Below are 15,390 nucleotides of genomic sequence, written 5' to 3' on the forward strand. Positions count from 1 at the left end.
CCACCAGATGAGTGCACACAGCCGCAGAGACGTCCTGCTGCGCGCGGCCGCGGTGACGGCCGCCGGCCTGACCGTCCAGCAGGGACTCCGGCCCGGTCCCGCAATCGCCGGTCCCGCGATCACCGATCCGTCGATCGCCGGCCCGTCGGGTGCCGGCCCGTCGGGTGCCGGCCCGTCGGGTGCCGGCAGTCCGCCCCCGCTGGGACCGGTGCGGGTCGGTCGGGACGATCCGCGCTATCCGGATCTGGCCCAACGCGGAAACCGGCGCTTCGTGGGCACCCCGGACGAGATCCGGGTGGTGGGCTCGACCGAGCAGGTGGTCGCGGCCGTGCAGGACGCCGTACGGACCGGGCGCCGGGTCGCGGTCCGGAGCGGGGGCCACTGCTTCGAGGACTTCGTGGACAATCCGGCGGTCCGGCTGCTGATCGACATGTCCGGGATGACCGGGGTCTACCACGATCCGCTCCGCAACGCGTTCGCGGTGGAGGCCGGCGCCACGCTGGGCGAGGTGTACCGCCGGCTGTATCTCGGCTGGGGCGTGACGCTGCCTGGCGGCTCGTGCCCGGGAGTGGGCGCGGGCGGCCACGTCGCGGGCGGCGGCTACGGACCGCTGTCCCGGTTGCACGGGCTCGTCGTCGATCATCTGTACGCCGTCGAGATGGTGACCGTGGACCGGTCGGGTACCGCCCGTGCCGTCTTCGCCAGCCGGGAGCCGGCCGACCCGAACCGGGAGCTGTGGTGGGCGCACACCGGTGGCGGAGGCGGAAACTTCGGCATCGTGACCCGGTACTGGTTCCGGTCGCCGGGCGTACCCGGGAACGACCCCGGCCGGCTGCTGCCCCGGCCGCCGGAATCGGTGCTCAGCTTCACGGTCCAGTGGCCGTGGGAGGGCATGGACGAACGGGGTTTCAGCCGGCTGGCCCGGAACTTCGGTAGCTGGTGTGAACGTCACGGCGGGCCGGGCACGGCCCAGGCCAGGCTGTACAGCGAACTGTTGCTGTCCCGCCGCCCCGCCGGCAACCACACGTTGATCGGCCAGGTCGCCGGGGGGTCCGGTGCCGTACGGCTGCTGGACGAGCACGTCGCCGCCCTGGGTGCGGGCGTCGGCGTCGCGCCGGTCCGGACCCAGGAGACCCTGCCGTGGCTGATGTCGGCCCTGCGCGGAAACGGCGACGACGGCAAGCGGTGGCGGCTGAAGACCAAGGCGGGGTACCTGCGCCGGGGCTTCACCGACCGGCAGCTGTCCGCCGCCTACCACCACCTGACCCGCGCCGACTACGCCAACCCGGCCGGTTCACTCAGCCTCAACACCTACGGCGGGCAGATCAACACCGTCTCCTCGGCGGCGACCGCCACCGCCCAGCGCGACTCGGTGATCAAGCTGTTCTACCTCGCGGGCTGGGTGGACCCGGCCGAGGACGCCCAGCACCTGGCCTGGATCCGCGAGTTCTACCGCGACATGTACGCCGACACCGGCGGGGTGCCGGTCCCGAACGGGCGGAACGACGGCTCCTACATCAACTATCCGGACGTCGACCTGGCGGATCCGGCCTGGAACACCTCCGGGGTGCCCTGGTCCGAGCTGTACTACCGGTCCAACTACCCCCGGTTGCGGCGGGTCAAGACCCGCTGGGATCCCCGGAACGTCTTCCGGCACGCGCTGTCCGTCCAACCCGGATAGCGCGGGTCCTGTCACACTCGGCTGGCAGTATCAGCACGTGAGTTCGATAATCGAGTTCTTCGTCGCCCCTGACGACGGGGTCGCCGCCAGCGTCGTCCGAGGCGGCCCGGGAGAGGACCTCAAGCAGGCCACCTACGGCAACTTCGACGTCTGGACGACCCTGGTGGAGTGGGAGAGCATCCTGTTGGAACGGGATCTCGACGAGCTCATCGACACCGGAGGGCCGGAGGTGGTGGGCCACGATGACGGCACCCTGGTCCTGCTCGTTCCGCCGCAACTGACGGCGGCGTTGGCGGACGCGAAGGGCGACAGACTGGCCGGGCTCGTCGAACGGTGGATCGCGCTGCGGGCCGAGGATGGTGAGGACATCGAGGACGAGTTGGCCCACGACCTTCTCGGGGAGATGGCCTGGTTGGCAGCGGACGCGGAGCGCACCAAGAGTTCGCTCTACTGCTGGGTCTGTTGAGTCGTCGACCCGATCCGACAACCCCCGGTGCCGACCGAGGACGGCCCGGGGGTTGTTCGTAGGTCACACGAGCGACGGTCGGGCCGGGTCCAGCAGCTCGCTGACTCCGCCCCGATCGAGCGTCGCAATCAGCGCGTTCGTGCCCTCCGACACCTTGAGCGCCACCTCGGCCGGGTGCAGCGGTATCAGCGCGAGCAGGTCGATCCGGGTCCCGTCCGCGACGTCGATGGTCCGCGCCTCCGGCCGTACGTTGAGCATCGGCGTGACGACCACTCCGGCGAAGGGCGTACCGGGCGCGTACGGCAGCGCGGGATCCCCGTTGGGTACGGAGTGCCACTCGCCGATCCACGTCCCGTACTCGTGCGGCAGCCGCGCCACCCGCTTCAGCACGCGTACCGGCCAGCCCGTCCGCTCGTCGTGCAGCGCCGCCTGGGTCAGCGGCCAGTCCGCCGGCAGGCACATCATCAGTTCCGCGTACGGACTGATGCCGTGTCCCGGGGGTACGGTCATCGGTCGGTCACTCATCCCCGAGGTGACCAGGGTCTGGTACGGGCGCTCGGCGGTGGGCCCGACCACGTACACGTGCACCCCGACCAGGTGTGAGGCGATCTCGTGCAGGACGAACGCGACCGGCCCGAAGTGTGTGGCGAGGTGCTGGTCGATGGCCTCGGCCACCTCCTGCCGCTGCCCGGGGGCCGCCACGAAGCCGTCGTATCGCGGCTCGTGCCGCAGGAGTCCCGCCCCGGATGCCTCGTTCATGACCACGCAGCCTAGAACAACCGGTCGCCCGGGTCCGTACGAGGTGGATCACGTCGCGGGCATCGGCGGACCGTCGTCGGAACGGCGCCGGTCACCAGCCGACGCTGGAGAGGCTGATCGGAGTCAGGCGGCGTACCTCGGGCTCGATCCACTGGGCGGCGGTGACGAGCTTGACCAGCCGGTCGATGCTCTCCGGCGGCCCGGCCACGAAGCTGCGCCGGTCCGCCGGGTTGCCGATCCGGGGATCGAACTCGGTGCCGTCGAGGCTGCGCACCACCATGCCGGCCTCGACCGCCAGCAGCACCCCGGCGGGCAGGTCCACCGCCTCCGGCCGGTAGCCGATGATCCCGTCGATGTCGCCCCGGGCCAGCATCACCCAGGAGAGCAGCGGCGCCCAGAGTTGCAGCACCCGCCGGGCGGTGCTGTCCAGCACCACCTTCAGCGCGCGCAGGGTGCTGTCGTCCCGGCGTACCTCGTGTCCCTGGGTCCAGGCCAGCACCGGGGCCGCCGGCACCGGACGGTGCGGCACCCGCAGCGGCAGCGGACCGGTCGCACCGGAATGGACGGTGACACCGTGGCCGTGCACCGCCGACCAGGTCCGCCCGGACACGGGGTCGTGCACCACGCCGAGCACCGGTACCCGGTCCGCGCAGAGCGCCAGTCCCACCACGTACGCGGGCAGGCCGATCGCGATGTTGTTGGTGCCGTCGAGCGGATCGACCAGCCAGGTCCAGACGCCGTCCTCGGCGGCGTACCGGCCGCCCTCCTCGGCGAATATCTCGTGGTCCGGGAACCGTCGCCGGATCCGGTCCACGATCAACCGCTCGGCCGCCAGGTCCAGGTCGGTGACGAGGTCACCGGCGCTGCCCTTCTCACGGATGTTGAGGTCGCCCCGGGAACCTTCCCAGAGCACCCGGCCCGCCGCCTCGGCCGCCGCGACGGCGAACCGCTGCGCCTCCCGGAGGTCGAGCGAGGTCCCCGTCACGGTCCAGGTGCGTTCCATCGCCAGTCCTCCAGCTCTCCGCGGTCGCTACCGATCGTCGCCTGTCATGCGTGTGCCGCCACCCGCTCGGCGATCGCCCGGGCCGCGCGGGCGGTTTCGGCCGGGTCGCAGCGTTCCCGTCGGGTCTGCTCGGTGTGCCCCCGCAGCGGTCCGAGGCTGAGGTCCCAGGCGCCCGGCGCGGTCCGGCCGAGCGCGACGGTGACGGCCTCCCGCCCGTCGGGCACCTCGGAGGTGTGGAACCTGCCGGCCTCCAGGGCGTAGGTGGCACCGGCGGCGTGCCGCTCCACGGTGCCGACACCGGCCCGGACCAGTCGGGCGGTCGGCCGGATCTCGTCCAGGTCGCCCCGGCTGTGCACCTCGTGGATCCGGTGCGTCGGTTCGGCAGTGGCGTCGGTAACGTCGATGATCTCGTTGCGTACCTCGCCGTAGAGCACCTGGCTGAGCAGGTCCCAACTGTGTGAGTGCATGGTCGAGGTGACGGGTTGCACGGCCGGGCGGTCCGCCGCCCACAGGTGTACGCAGATTCCGTCGTCGCCGCTGCGGTCCACCGGCAGGCAGGTGAACCCGAGCGGGTGGCGTACCGCCCTGAGCTGGTGTCGACCCTCGGCGATCTCGGTCAGTACGTCGATCACCCAGGTGTGCACCCGGCCGCTCCCGGTACCACGACCGATCTCTCGGTAGAGCTCGGGATAGTTCATCATTCGTACGGATTCCTCGCCTGTATCGCCTTGACGATGATGTCCGATACCTCCCGGTCGCCGTAGGCTCGCGGCAGGGGGACACCGAGCGCCGCGAAGAGCCTCCGGGTCTGCTCGACCGACGGCTCGTCGTCCAGCGGCACCTGCTTCGCCTGCTCGATCGGGACCCGACGGCTCTGCTCGCGGCTGTACTGCAACTCGATGCTATAACGATGGTAGTAGATTTCGCGGCGATCTATCCGAAGTGCCGGAGTCTGCGGATTTTCCTGGGTGATGATGACGCAACTCGACGACAGGTCGAATCGGAACGTACTCATCTGACTGGACAGTCGTACGTCGATGTTGAGCAGGCCGGACCGCTGCTGGTACCAGCAGGCGGCGAGCACGGTGGCGAAGGCCTCCTTCCGGGTACGGTCCACCGTCCACCGCTCGCCGGTGGCGTCGGGCCGGGGCGACAGGCTGCGCCGGAACTGCGCGTAGCGCTCGCACACCTGCTCGTCCCCGGGGTCGATGATCTCGATGCCGAAGTCGAGGGTGCCGTTGCGCCGCCGGGCGTGCTCGATGCACTCCGGCAGGGTGACCGCCCGGGTGAAGGTGCCGGTGCCGCCCTTGAACTGCCACCGGTCGGTCTGCGACCGCGCCTCGGCGTGCGCGTGTCCGACCTCGGCACCGTTGAGCACCCGTACCATCGAGACGCTGTCGATCGCGGTCCGGGCCCGGGCGAGTACGCCGTCGTCCGCGCTGATCGCGGCCAGGTGCGGCAGCAGCGCGTCCATCCGGGCGGCGCTCTCGCCCAACATCTTCCGGGTCGCCCTCTCGGCGGTGTCCCGTCGCCACCGCTCGCGCAGCAGGGCCTGCGCGAGCAGGGCCAGGATCAGCAGGATCGCGCTGTTGACGACGTCCTCGCTGGCGTCGTCGGTGAGCCCGAGAATGCTGACGGTGATCGCGACGACCAGCCCGAAGAAGGCGTCGAGATTGCTGGCGACCCAGCTCAGAAGGCGCGCCATGTCAACTCCCGGCCGAAGGCGATTTGCTCATAATAGCCCTAAGTAGATATCAGACCCGCCAATGTGGATCGAGGACGGCGTCACCGTGGTCGTGCCGCGACCACCAGCGAGCCACCCAGACCCGGCAACAGCCGGGCCAGGGTACGCGACTTCACCCACCGGCCGCCGCGTAGCCGCCAACCCACGTAGTTGGACCGTACCCGGACCGGCTCCAGATCGGCCCGGCGCAACACCTCCCGGAGCAGCGAGACCGTGAAGGGTCTGATGTGCAACCAGAGGTAGGGATGCAGCGGATTCACCTGCCGTGGCGCCCGTCCGGCCAGGAACCCGACCCGGTCCTGCAGGGCCGCGAGGTTCGGCGTGGTCAGCACCAGCAGGCCGGACGGTGCCAGCACCCGCCGGCACTCCCGCAGGACCGCGACCGGATCGTAGACGTGCTCGATCAGTTCGCCCATCAGCACGCCACCGACCGAACGGTCCCGCAGCGGCAGCGGCCGGGTCGCGTCGAGACAGAGGATCCCGACCGACGGCCGCCGGGCCAGACCCAACGCGTCCAGTGCCAGGTCCGCGACGACGATCGGCCAGGACGGATCGGGTACCTCCGCCAGCATGCTCTCCGACCCGCAACCCAACTCCAGCAGTGGCGGACGACCCGCCGACGGTTTCCTCCCGTCGGGACCCGACGGGGCCGCCCGGTGTGTCGGGGCGACCCCGTCGAGCAGCATCCGGACGGCGATCTCCCGGCGGATCCGGTGGTACGGATCGGCGACGTACCGCCGTACCTCGGCCCCGTCGCCGTAGCGGTGCCGGTTCGCCGCCCGGCCGTACGCCTCGGCGGTCCGAGGGGCGGATCCGGAAGATGAACCGTCCATCACACTCCCCTGTCTCCGCCGGCTCGCCCAGCCCCGGCGCACCCGCCTTCAGCTCATCGAAGCACGGGAAGCGGCCGGAACGGCGGACCGACTCAGGAGCGCTCCAGCAGCACCACCGGAATCTGTCGGGGTGCCCTGGCCGCGTACGTCTCGTAGGTGGGGAAGATCCCCGCCATCAACTGCCACAGCCGGGAGTGTTCGGTGGGGTCCACGTCCCGGGCCAGGGCGGTGAACCGGTCGGCCCTGACCTGCACCCGTACCTCGGGATCCGCCGTCAGGTTCAGGTACCACTGCGGGTTGTGGACGGCGGCGCCGTTCGAGGCCACCACGACGTACCGGTCGCCGTCCCGACCGTAGATCAGCGGGGTCCTGCGCGGCGTGCCGGTCTTCCGGCCACGCGTGGTGAGCAGCAGCGTCGGAAAGCCGTTGTAGTCGTGTCCGTCGCGGCCGTCGGTCTCCAGGTACCGACGGATGTGTGCGGAGACCCAGCCGGTCGGGCTGTCCCGTACCTCGTCCTCGATCACCTATTCCCCTCCCTCCGGCCGCGACGGCCGGAACTCGTCGGCGTGGTCGGCGGCCCAGTTCCGGAAGGTCCGCGCCGGCACACCGGTGACCTCCTCGACCGTCCGGGTCACCGGTTCGGGATCGGTGACCAGCCTCGCCCAGTAGCCGAGCGCCCCGTCCACGAGACCAGCACCTGCCCAGCCGTCGACGAGGATCTGCCGCGCCTGCGCCACCGGGATCTCCACCCAGCGCGCCGGACGGCCGATCACCTCGCCGATGATCCGCACCTGCTCCTCCTGGGTCAACACCTCCGGGCCGGTGAGGACGTACCGTGCCCCGATGTGCCCCGGATCGGTGAGCGCCCGGACCGCCACCTCCGCGATGTCGCGCTCGTGGATCAACGACCGGCCGGCGCCGCCGTACACCCAGCGGACCGTTCCGTCGGCGCGGATCTGGCCCGCCCACTCCAGGGTGTTCGTCGCGAAGCCGCCGGGGCGGAGGAAGGTCCACGCCAGCCCCGACTTCTCGATCAGGTGCTCGACCTCGCCCCAGACACCGTTCGCGGCCGGCTCCTGGTCGTCCCGGACGGACATCGAGGAGACGTAGACGACGTGTCCGGCGTACGCGGCGATCACCTCCAGAACCGTCGCGGCGCCCTCGGCGGTGGGGAACGGCCAGAGCAGGAACACCGTGTCGATCCCGGCCAACGCTCCGACCAGTTCCTCCGGGCGGGTCAGGTCGCCGCGCACGACCTCCGCGCCGTCGGGCAGGTCGGCGGCCTCGGGATCCCGCACCACCGCCCGTACGGCGACACCCGCCGCCAGCAGTCCGCGCACCACGTGTCGGCCGATGTTGCCGGTCGCCCCGGTGACCAGGACCGTGCCTCGTTCGCTCGTCACTGTTCCTCCCCCTGTGGAAACGGTGCCGGCTCATCCGTCGCCGGCCGGTTCCGGCGGAACCGCCTCCAAGACTCGGACCCAGACCATGGTTGAGGTCAAGCTCCCGAACCGTCGACGGTCACACCCGTCCGAATGGGGGCACCGGCTCCGCCGCGCCGTCGAGGCGCGGCCGCGACGGCGTTTGCGTGCGAGCCGGAAATGGGTATCAGGATCCTCGAACCCGGTGGACCCCACGTCGGGCTCGATCCCATTCCCTAGCTGGGAGGCTCTCATGCGGTACGGATCCATAGGCGGCGTCATCGTACTGATCTGGCTGATCATCGGCGCGATCGCGGCCGGACAACGCGGATACTTCGATCGGGACAACGACAACTGCGCCGAGGTCGGCACCACCATCGTGACGGTCATCGCGGGTCCGCTGAACTACGTCGGAATGAACCCCGAAATCAAGTGTGACGCACCCGAACCGTCGAAGTGACCTGGTGCCACCCGGGCTCCGGCTACGACGACTCGATATCGAGTTGCACGGTGGCGATCTCCCAGGCCCGTAGCGGCAGCCGTACCGCGCCGCCGGCACCGATCGGCAGGATCTCGCCGGGTCGACCCAACAGGTCGGCCCGGCGCGCGGCGGCCACCGGACGGCCGGCACCGATGATCGCGGTGGTGTCCCGGGGACACTCCGCCACCACCCGTACCTCGACCAGCCCGTCCCGATCCCGGACGCTGGTCAGCACCACCCCGTCGCCGTCGGCCCACAGGCCGGACCGGTCCGGCGGCAGTGCCCCGCCCGCCGGCCCGGCACCGGCGAAGGCCAGCACCTCGTGCCGGTACACCTCGGCCGCCGCCGACACCCCTGCGGTGTGCCACTCCCCCTGGAACGGCAGCAGGGCGAACTCGGCCGTCCGCTCGCCCCGGCACTGCGCCAACGGGGTCGCCAGCTGCGGCCCCGCCGGCTCGTCCCGCATCGCGTTCCGGTTCCGGGACAGCATGCCGATCGACCGCAGCAGGGTCAGCGCCAGCTCACGTCCGCCGTCGACCAGCTCGTACTCGCTCGGCTGGGCCAACAGCACCGCCAGCGAACCGTCCGCGCCGCCGGCCGCCACGAACCCGGCCGCCGGGTAGGTCGGCAACGGCACCTCGCCACCGCCGCCCTCACTGGTCAGCCCCCGCGCGACGACCGCGAACTGCCCCTGGGCGTACGAGGTGTCGGCCCGGGACGGCAGCGGCAGGTGCATCCGGACCCGATGATCCTCCGACCGGTTGTCGAAACTCGTCGTCACCCGCAGGAAGGGCTCACCGGCCCGCAGCTCCAGCCGGGTGGCCACGGTGACCGACTCGGTACGCACCGAACGGCTCCCCGCCGCCAGTTCCGCGCCCACCGGCCACCGGTACGTACGCAGCACGTCCAGCACCGCGACCACCGGGCCGGCGTGCAGGATGGCGGTCCGGACCGACTGCGGCTTGTCGATCAGCGAATCCGTCGCCGGTGGCGCGTAGTTGTAGCTGTCTCCGACGTCACCGCCGTCCACGATCCGGCCGATCCCGTCGACCCGCAGCCCGTCCGGCGTGCGCAGCAGCAACGTGCCGTCGTCGGCCACGTCGACCCGGAGCAGACCGTTGTCCAGCATCCGCCCCCGGGCGACCACCGGCGACGGCGGGGCGATCGTCGGTGCGGGCACCGGCACCGGCCGTACGCTGGTCCAGCCCAACGCGGGCACCTCGACCAGCGCCGCGACCGCCGCCCGTGGCTCGGCGAGGATCCGCACCCGCCAACCCGGGTCCCGGTCCCGCGCGCCGCCGCCGGAGGCGGACGCCTCGTTCCGCGCGCCGCCGTCCGGGGTGGACGTGGCGGCGGCCAGTGCCGCGCGCACCTGCGCGACGTCGAACGTCGGGTCGCCGTGGCTGGCGACGTGGAAGGTGAGCGCTCCGGACCGGGGTGGGCGGCCACCCGACGAGCCGGACGACGCCGGGCCACCGGCGGGGGCCTCCTCCGGCGGCGACACCGACCACCTGGCGATCTCCTGCCCGTACAGCTCGACGCCGTGCACCCGGGCCAGCACCGTCGGCAGGTCCGCCTCGGCGTACCAGTCGTCGGCGAGCACCGTGGGCGTCACGCCCAGCCGCTGGGTGGAGACGACCGCGCCGGCCCCGGTCTCCAACGCCACCGGCGCCCCGGCCGAGGGCAGCGCGACGTCCAGCCGGACCAGGGCGGTCCGGGGCTGCGGCGTCGGATTGAACACCAGGTGGCCGTCCCGGGGCGTCCCGGCAGCGCGTCGGGCGCCGACCAGGTCGTGCACCGCCCGGCCGAGCTGCTCCGCCTCGGCGATCCGGCTGGCCACCTGCTCGGCCGTCTCGTCACAGCCGCAGCCGGTCACCGAGTCGTGGCAGCTCGCCTCGATCAGCCGGATCCAGGCCATGTCCAGGAAGCGCTGCGCCGAACGGTCGTACCAGAGTGCGGCGAGTGGTTCCGCGTACCGCTCGACACACCGCTCGGCCCGGCCCATCGCCTGCTTCAGATGGGCCCGGACCGAGTAGACCCCGGGCAGGATGTTCGCCCGGGCGTGCGAGCGCAGCTCGCCGCGTACCTGCGGCAGGCCGGTGACCTCCGTCGGCTGGTCGGCGAAGTACTCGGACAGGGTGCCGACGCGCAGTCGCAGACCGGTCTGCTCGGCCGCCTCGGCCAGCAGGTCGGGAGTGTTCGCCGCCGGGGCGCCGTGGTCGGCGCCGTACATGGCCAGCATCGGGGTTCCCTGCCCGTCGTCGGAACGCCAGCCCGACAGCCGCTCGGCCAGCTCGGCGGCCCGCCGGGACACCAGCGCCGGGTTGTCCACCAGGCCGGCCGCGTTGCCGTAGCCGCCGTGCAGGTACTCGGTCCGGATCGCCGTGCCGTCCGGCGAGATCCAGGCGAAGGCGGAGGTACGGACCCGCTCCGGAACGCCCCGCCAGACGCAGGCGTGCGCCAGCCCGGCTCCGGCCAGGATCTGCGGCATCTGGGCGACGTGACCGAACATGTCGGGCAGGTAGCCGACCGGCATCGCCCCGCCGAACCCGGCCGAGCGGCGCAACCCGAGCTCCAGGTTGCGGACGATGTTCTCGCCGGAGCAGAGGAACTCGTCCAGCAGGATCTGCCACGGTCCGACCGCCAGCCGGCCATCGGCGACCAGGGCGGCCACCTGGTCGCGCCGCTCCGGACGTACCTCCAGGTAGTCGTCGACCGCGGCCAACTGCCCGTCCAGGGTGAACCGCTGGCGCGGGTCGCGTTCCATCCGCTCGAACACCTCGTCGAGCAGGGCGACCAGCCGGAGCCGGAAGCGCTGGAACGGCTCGTACCACTCCCGGTCCCAGTGGGTGTGCGGCACCACCACGATCGTCATCCGCTCGTCCTCCGTCACGCGCACAGCGCGACCACCTCCGTCCGGTACGACTCGAGCAGGTGCATCCCGTCGACTCCCGGCAGCAGCACCCGGTCGCCGTGCAGCACCCGGCGACCGCCGTCGGGGCGTACCAGGACGGTGCCGTCGGCGTCCAGCGCGAGCAACTCGTCGCCGATCCGCAGCAGCAGCGGTGCGTCCGGTCCGGCCGAGACGGCGGTACGACCGGCCCGCAGGCCGCCGAGCAGGTCGTCGGGCCCGGCCAGTACCCAGGTGGTGGGCGAACCGATCACCGGGCCCTCCCCTGGCCGGTGGAAGTCGCTGCCGCCCACCGGTACGACATCCGGACGCCAGGACTGTGCCCAGGCCAGCGGCGCGCCCCAGGTCCGGTCCCACCAGCCGGAGTGCCAGACCTCGGCCAACCGGGGCCGGACCCGCAGCGGATGCCGCCAGGCGCAGTCGGCGCCGAGCGGATGGTTGACGGAGATCACTCCCCCGCGCCGCTCCGCCGCGATCAGCCACTCGTCCGGATGCTCCCGGAAGTCGATCCAGCCCACCGGCCCGAAGACGTTCGCGTGGCCCCGGTCCGTTGTCACCTCCTGGCCGGGCAGCAGCGTGATGCCGTACCGGGCGCCGACCGGCGGAAGTTCCGGGTGGTGGCTCACGGTGTTGTGGTCGGTCACCGCCAGGAAGTCGAGTCCCCGGGCGGCGGCCAGTGCGGCGAGTTCGGCGACGGTGCTGGTGCCGTCGCTGTGCACGGTGTGCGCGTGCAGGTCACCGGCGAGCCAGCGCAGCCCGTCGACGGCCGGCAGCGACCGGCCGGGCGGGCGCTCGGGGCTGGGCGGTACGGCGGTCCGGTCGGGTGGCGCCGGCCGGTCGGTGCTGGTCGTCACGGTCAGCTCGTATCCGAGGCCCTCCGGCGGGATCCGGTGCAGCCGCAGCAGCACCTGCCACCGGCCCGGCTCCAGGGCGCCGGGGAGGTAGCCGGGGGTGGCCCAGTCCACGGCCACGGTGTAGCCGTCCCGGGCACCGCCCGACCAGCCCCGGAAGCCCGCCGGTCCCTGGCAGCCGAGGTCCAGGACTCCGGCGTCGCGCGGATAGTCCAGCCGTACCGTCAGGGCGGCCGTACCGTCCGGGACCTCCACCGGCACCGACCGGAGCACCTCGGCCGCCCGGTCGTCGAGGGTCCACCGCCCCCGGTGCACGGTACGCCGGGGGCTCACCCCGGCACCCCGGCCACCGGAGCCGGCTGGGACGTGCCGAGGAGTTCCCCGTCCCGGTAGAGCAGCGAACGTCCCTCGCGGGGCAGCACCCAGCCGGTGGCACCGAGCGACGGTTCCCGGCCCTCCGGCACCACGACCTGGCAGCTGGCGCCGGCCGACGAGTCCGAACCGGGAAGGTCCAGCGAGACCAGCGAACTGCTGCCCAGGTTCTCCACCACCACGACCTGTCCGACCAGCGCGCCGCCGACCGCCTCGGCGTGCAGGTCGAGGTACTCCGGGCGTACCCCGTAGACCACCTGGTCGCCGTCGGAGACCAGCGGACGGGCGGCCTCGGGCACGGCGAGCCGGACCCCGGCGACGGTGACCTCGTCGCCGGTCACCTCGGCGTCGAGCAGGTTCATCGGGGTGGAGCCGATGAACCCGGCCACGAAGGTGTTCGCCGGCCGCCGGAACACGTCGACCGGGGTGCCGACCTGCCGGATCCGGCCGCCGTCCATCACCGCGATCCGGTCGGCCAGGGCCAGCGCCTCGGCCTGGTCGTGGGTGACGAAGACGCAGGTGACCCCGAGTTCGGATTGCAGCCGCTTGAGGAAGGTCCGGGCCTCCAGCCGGAGCCGGGCGTCCAGGTTGGACAGCGGCTCGTCGAGCAGGAAGACCTGCGGACGGCAGGCCATCGCCCGGGCGAGCGCGACCCGCTGCTGCTGCCCGCCGGAGAGTTGGGCGGGGCGCCGGTCCAGCAGGGCGGACAGGCCCAGCTCGGCGGCCGTCCCGGCGGCCTTGTCCTGCCGGGTCGACCGGTCCACCTTCTTGATCCGGAGTGGGTACGCGATGTTGTCCTGGACCGTCATGTGCGGGAAAAGCGCGTAGTCCTGGAAGACCATCGCCACGTCCCGGACGCCCGGCTGGAGGTTTGTCACGTCCCGCTCGCCGATCTCGACGGTGCCCCCGGTGGCGACCTCCAGGCCGGCGATCGTCCGCAGCAGCGTGGTCTTGCCGCAGCCGGACGGTCCCAGCAGCGCGAAGAACTCGCCGTCGGCGATGGACAGGTCGAGCGCGTCCAGGGCCCGGACGCCGCCCGGGTAGACCTTGGTCAGTCGACTCAGGGTGATGGCGGACATCAGCGCTTGATCCCTCCGTGGAACCGGAAGCCGTACCGGCTGCTCACGAAGACGAACAGAAGCACGACCGGCAGCGAGTAGAGCAGCGAGAAGGTGGAGAGCAGCGCGAGGTTCGCCTGGCCGCCCTCGGTGTAGAGGGTGTACATGATCACCGCCGCCGGAGCCTTGTCCGGGCTGCGGAGCAGCAGGAACGGCACGAGGAAGTTGCCCCACACCCCGGCCACCGCCCAGACCGCCACGGTGGCCAGACCGGGCCGGACCACCGGCAGCACGATGTGCCGGACGATCTGCAACGGGCTCGCCCCGAACACCCGGGCCGACTCCTCGTACGAGGTCGGGGTCGAGTCCATGAAGTCCTTCAGGATGAAGATGGCCGCCGGCAGCAGCCCGCCGCTGAGGATCAGGATCACGCCCAGCTGGGAGTCGATCAGGTTCAGCCGGAACGCCAGCTCGAACAGCGGCACCATGGTCGCCGTACCGGTGACGATCGAGGAGAGCAGGAGCAGGCCGTACAGGAGGGCGTCCCGGCCCGGTATCCGGACCCGGCTCAGCGCGTACGCGGCGAGCGCCGCGAACGTCACCACCAGGGCCGCCGTGCCGCCGGCCAGCACGATCGAATTCCACAGCGACCGGACCGCGTACGGGTTGTCCAGCAGGGCCCGGAAGTTGTCCAGGGTGAACTCGGGCAGCGAGGTGGTGATCGTCGGTGTCCGGTCGAACGGCGCGGTGGCCAGCCAGAGCAGCGGCAGGGCGAAGAAGCCGAGCACCACCGAGACGAAGGTGTAGCGGCCGATCTGGGCCAGCGCGCCCCGCCAACTTACCGTCATCGCCGGGCCTCCCGCCGCGCCGTCATCGCCGGTCCTTCCGCGACTCGACCGTCATCGCCGGTCCTTCCGCCGCTCACCCAGGGTGCGCAGGTAGACCAGGGCGATGACCAGGTTGATCAACAACATCAGGAACGAGATCGCGGCGCCGAAGCCGAGCTCACCGCCGGAGAGGGCGATCTTGTAGACGTACACCGGCAGGATCTCCGAGCGCTGCTCCGGGCCGCCCGCCGTGATCAGGAACGGCGTGAAGTCGTTGAACGTCCAGAGGCTGATCAGCAGTAGGTTGGTCAGGACGTGCCCCCGGATGCGGGGAAAGACGACATCGCGGAGCTGCTGCCAGGTCGAGGCCCCGGCGAGCCGGGCGGTCTCCAGGTGCGACGGCGGCACGTTCTGTAGTGCGGCGGCGTAGAGCATCATCGAGAACGCCGTACCCCGCCAGGTGTTGAACAGGATGACCGAGAGCATCGGATGATCGAGGAGCCAGGCCGTCCCGGGCAGCCCGAGCAGCGCGTTGAGGGTGCCGGCGTCGCGGTCGAGCAGCGCGATCCAGAGGAACGCGACCACCGAACTGGGCAGGATCCAGGCCAGCAGGACCAGGGCCTCCACCACCCGGCGTACCGGCCCGCGCCGGTCCCGCAGCGACCAGGCGATGGCGAAACCCAGCCCGGCCTGGCCGAGCACCGCCGAGCCGAGCACGAACTGGAGGGTCAGCCAGAGCGAGGTGTGGAACCGCTCGTCGCCGAGCGCGGCGACGTAGTTGTCCAACCCGACCACCTGCGGGTCGGCGGCGGCGAGCCCGGTCAGCCGGTAGTTGGTCACCCCGAGGTAGAGGGTCCACAACGCCGGCACGACCAGGAACAGCACGATGAGCACCAGGCTGGGCAGGACGAACCCGCCCGCGCGGGCCCGGCCGAGACCGGCGGCGTCGGCCCGCGCGGGCGGGTTCGTCCTGCCCAGCCTGG

Annotated in this window: 15 protein-coding genes; 3 read left to right on the plus strand and 12 right to left on the minus strand. The window is 71.9% G+C overall.

Going from position 1 to position 15,390, the window contains the following annotated elements:
- Positions 1 to 1,681, plus strand: a 1,681-nt coding sequence (locus I0C86_RS00895; protein ID WP_323373397.1) for an FAD-binding oxidoreductase, incomplete at its 5' end; no start/stop codon positions are given.
- Positions 1,682 to 1,718: 37 nt separating this feature from the next.
- The gene (locus tag I0C86_RS00900; protein WP_196199226.1) at positions 1,719 to 2,147 is read left to right on the plus strand and encodes a hypothetical protein; all 429 of its coding nucleotides are present in this window, start codon (positions 1,719 to 1,721) and stop codon (positions 2,145 to 2,147) included.
- Positions 2,148 to 2,210: 63 nt separating this feature from the next.
- Here I0C86_RS00900 and I0C86_RS00905 read toward each other — a convergent pair whose 3' ends face one another.
- From I0C86_RS00905 to I0C86_RS00935, 7 genes are all read right to left on the minus strand, one after another.
- Positions 2,211 to 2,906 carry a suppressor of fused domain protein gene (locus I0C86_RS00905; protein ID WP_196199227.1) on the minus strand — a complete coding sequence of 232 codons (696 nt, stop codon included), beginning with the start codon at positions 2,904 to 2,906 and terminating at the stop codon, positions 2,211 to 2,213.
- 91 nt (positions 2,907 to 2,997) lie between these two features.
- The gene (locus tag I0C86_RS00910) at positions 2,998 to 3,909 is read right to left on the minus strand and encodes an inositol monophosphatase family protein (RefSeq protein WP_196199228.1); all 912 of its coding nucleotides are present in this window, start codon (positions 3,907 to 3,909) and stop codon (positions 2,998 to 3,000) included.
- A gap of 44 nt (positions 3,910 to 3,953) precedes the next feature.
- Positions 3,954 to 4,610, minus strand: a complete 657-nt coding sequence (locus I0C86_RS00915) for a hypothetical protein (protein WP_196199229.1) — start codon at positions 4,608 to 4,610, stop codon at positions 3,954 to 3,956.
- The gene (locus tag I0C86_RS00920; protein WP_196199230.1) at positions 4,607 to 5,614 is read right to left on the minus strand and encodes a hypothetical protein; all 1,008 of its coding nucleotides are present in this window, start codon (positions 5,612 to 5,614) and stop codon (positions 4,607 to 4,609) included. The genes I0C86_RS00915 and I0C86_RS00920 overlap by 4 nt, the downstream gene beginning before the upstream one ends.
- An 80-nt stretch (positions 5,615 to 5,694) precedes the next feature.
- Complete coding sequence (locus I0C86_RS00925; protein ID WP_196199231.1) at positions 5,695 to 6,486, minus strand: class I SAM-dependent methyltransferase; 792 nt, start codon at positions 6,484 to 6,486, stop codon at positions 5,695 to 5,697.
- Between the two features lie 92 nt (positions 6,487 to 6,578).
- The gene (locus I0C86_RS00930; protein ID WP_196199237.1) at positions 6,579 to 7,007 is read right to left on the minus strand and encodes a nitroreductase family deazaflavin-dependent oxidoreductase; all 429 of its coding nucleotides are present in this window, start codon (positions 7,005 to 7,007) and stop codon (positions 6,579 to 6,581) included.
- A 3-nt stretch (positions 7,008 to 7,010) separates the two neighbouring features.
- Positions 7,011 to 7,889 carry an NAD(P)H-binding protein gene (locus tag I0C86_RS00935; RefSeq protein WP_196199232.1) on the minus strand — a complete coding sequence of 293 codons (879 nt, stop codon included), beginning with the start codon at positions 7,887 to 7,889 and terminating at the stop codon, positions 7,011 to 7,013.
- 271 nt (positions 7,890 to 8,160) lie between these two features.
- On the opposite strand from I0C86_RS00935, the gene I0C86_RS00940 reads away from it, so the two are divergent.
- Positions 8,161 to 8,367, plus strand: a complete 207-nt coding sequence (locus I0C86_RS00940) for a hypothetical protein (RefSeq protein WP_196199233.1) — start codon at positions 8,161 to 8,163, stop codon at positions 8,365 to 8,367.
- 22 nt (positions 8,368 to 8,389) lie between these two features.
- On the opposite strand, the gene I0C86_RS00945 is transcribed toward I0C86_RS00940, so the two are convergent.
- The 5 genes from I0C86_RS00945 to I0C86_RS00965 form a co-directional block, all read right to left on the minus strand.
- Positions 8,390 to 11,287, minus strand: coding sequence for a glycoside hydrolase family 38 N-terminal domain-containing protein (locus tag I0C86_RS00945; RefSeq protein ID WP_323373398.1), 2,898 nt, complete (start codon positions 11,285 to 11,287; stop codon positions 8,390 to 8,392).
- Positions 11,278 to 12,483, minus strand: a complete 1,206-nt coding sequence (locus I0C86_RS44805) for a CehA/McbA family metallohydrolase (protein ID WP_196199234.1) — start codon at positions 12,481 to 12,483, stop codon at positions 11,278 to 11,280. The genes I0C86_RS00945 and I0C86_RS44805 overlap by 10 nt, the downstream gene beginning before the upstream one ends.
- Entirely contained in the window at positions 12,480 to 13,601 is a 1,122-nt protein-coding gene (locus I0C86_RS00955) for an ABC transporter ATP-binding protein (protein WP_196199235.1), read from the minus strand. The genes I0C86_RS44805 and I0C86_RS00955 overlap by 4 nt, the downstream gene beginning before the upstream one ends.
- Entirely contained in the window at positions 13,601 to 14,428 is an 828-nt protein-coding gene (locus I0C86_RS00960; protein ID WP_196199236.1) for a carbohydrate ABC transporter permease, read from the minus strand. Before I0C86_RS00960 ends, I0C86_RS00955 begins: the two co-directional genes overlap by 1 nt.
- A gap of 51 nt (positions 14,429 to 14,479) precedes the next feature.
- On the minus strand, positions 14,480 to 15,390 hold a 911-nt coding region (locus tag I0C86_RS00965; protein WP_230393317.1), incomplete at its 5' end, for a carbohydrate ABC transporter permease.

Origin of the sequence: Plantactinospora alkalitolerans, from assembly GCF_015690345.1 — a bacterium.
GTDB classification, from domain to species: Bacteria; Actinomycetota; Actinomycetes; order Mycobacteriales; family Micromonosporaceae; genus Plantactinospora; species Plantactinospora alkalitolerans.

What these genes read in the sequence shown, in the direction of transcription:
- I0C86_RS00940 (WP_196199233.1), top strand. Translation starts at nt 8,161, where the DNA reads ATGCGGTACGGATCCATAGGCGGCGTCATCGTACTGATCTGGCTGATC.
- I0C86_RS00955 (WP_196199235.1), bottom strand. Translation starts at nt 13,601, where the DNA reads ATGTCCGCCATCACCCTGAGTCGACTGACCAAGGTCTACCCGGGCGGC.
- I0C86_RS00925 (WP_196199231.1), bottom strand. Translation starts at nt 6,486, where the DNA reads ATGGACGGTTCATCTTCCGGATCCGCCCCTCGGACCGCCGAGGCGTAC.
- I0C86_RS00915 (WP_196199229.1), bottom strand. Translation starts at nt 4,610, where the DNA reads ATGATGAACTATCCCGAGCTCTACCGAGAGATCGGTCGTGGTACCGGG.
- I0C86_RS00905 (WP_196199227.1), bottom strand. Translation starts at nt 2,906, where the DNA reads ATGAACGAGGCATCCGGGGCGGGACTCCTGCGGCACGAGCCGCGATAC.
- I0C86_RS00960 (WP_196199236.1), bottom strand. Translation starts at nt 14,428, where the DNA reads ATGACGGTAAGTTGGCGGGGCGCGCTGGCCCAGATCGGCCGCTACACC.
- I0C86_RS00920 (WP_196199230.1), bottom strand. Translation starts at nt 5,614, where the DNA reads ATGGCGCGCCTTCTGAGCTGGGTCGCCAGCAATCTCGACGCCTTCTTC.
- I0C86_RS00910 (WP_196199228.1), bottom strand. Translation starts at nt 3,909, where the DNA reads ATGGAACGCACCTGGACCGTGACGGGGACCTCGCTCGACCTCCGGGAG.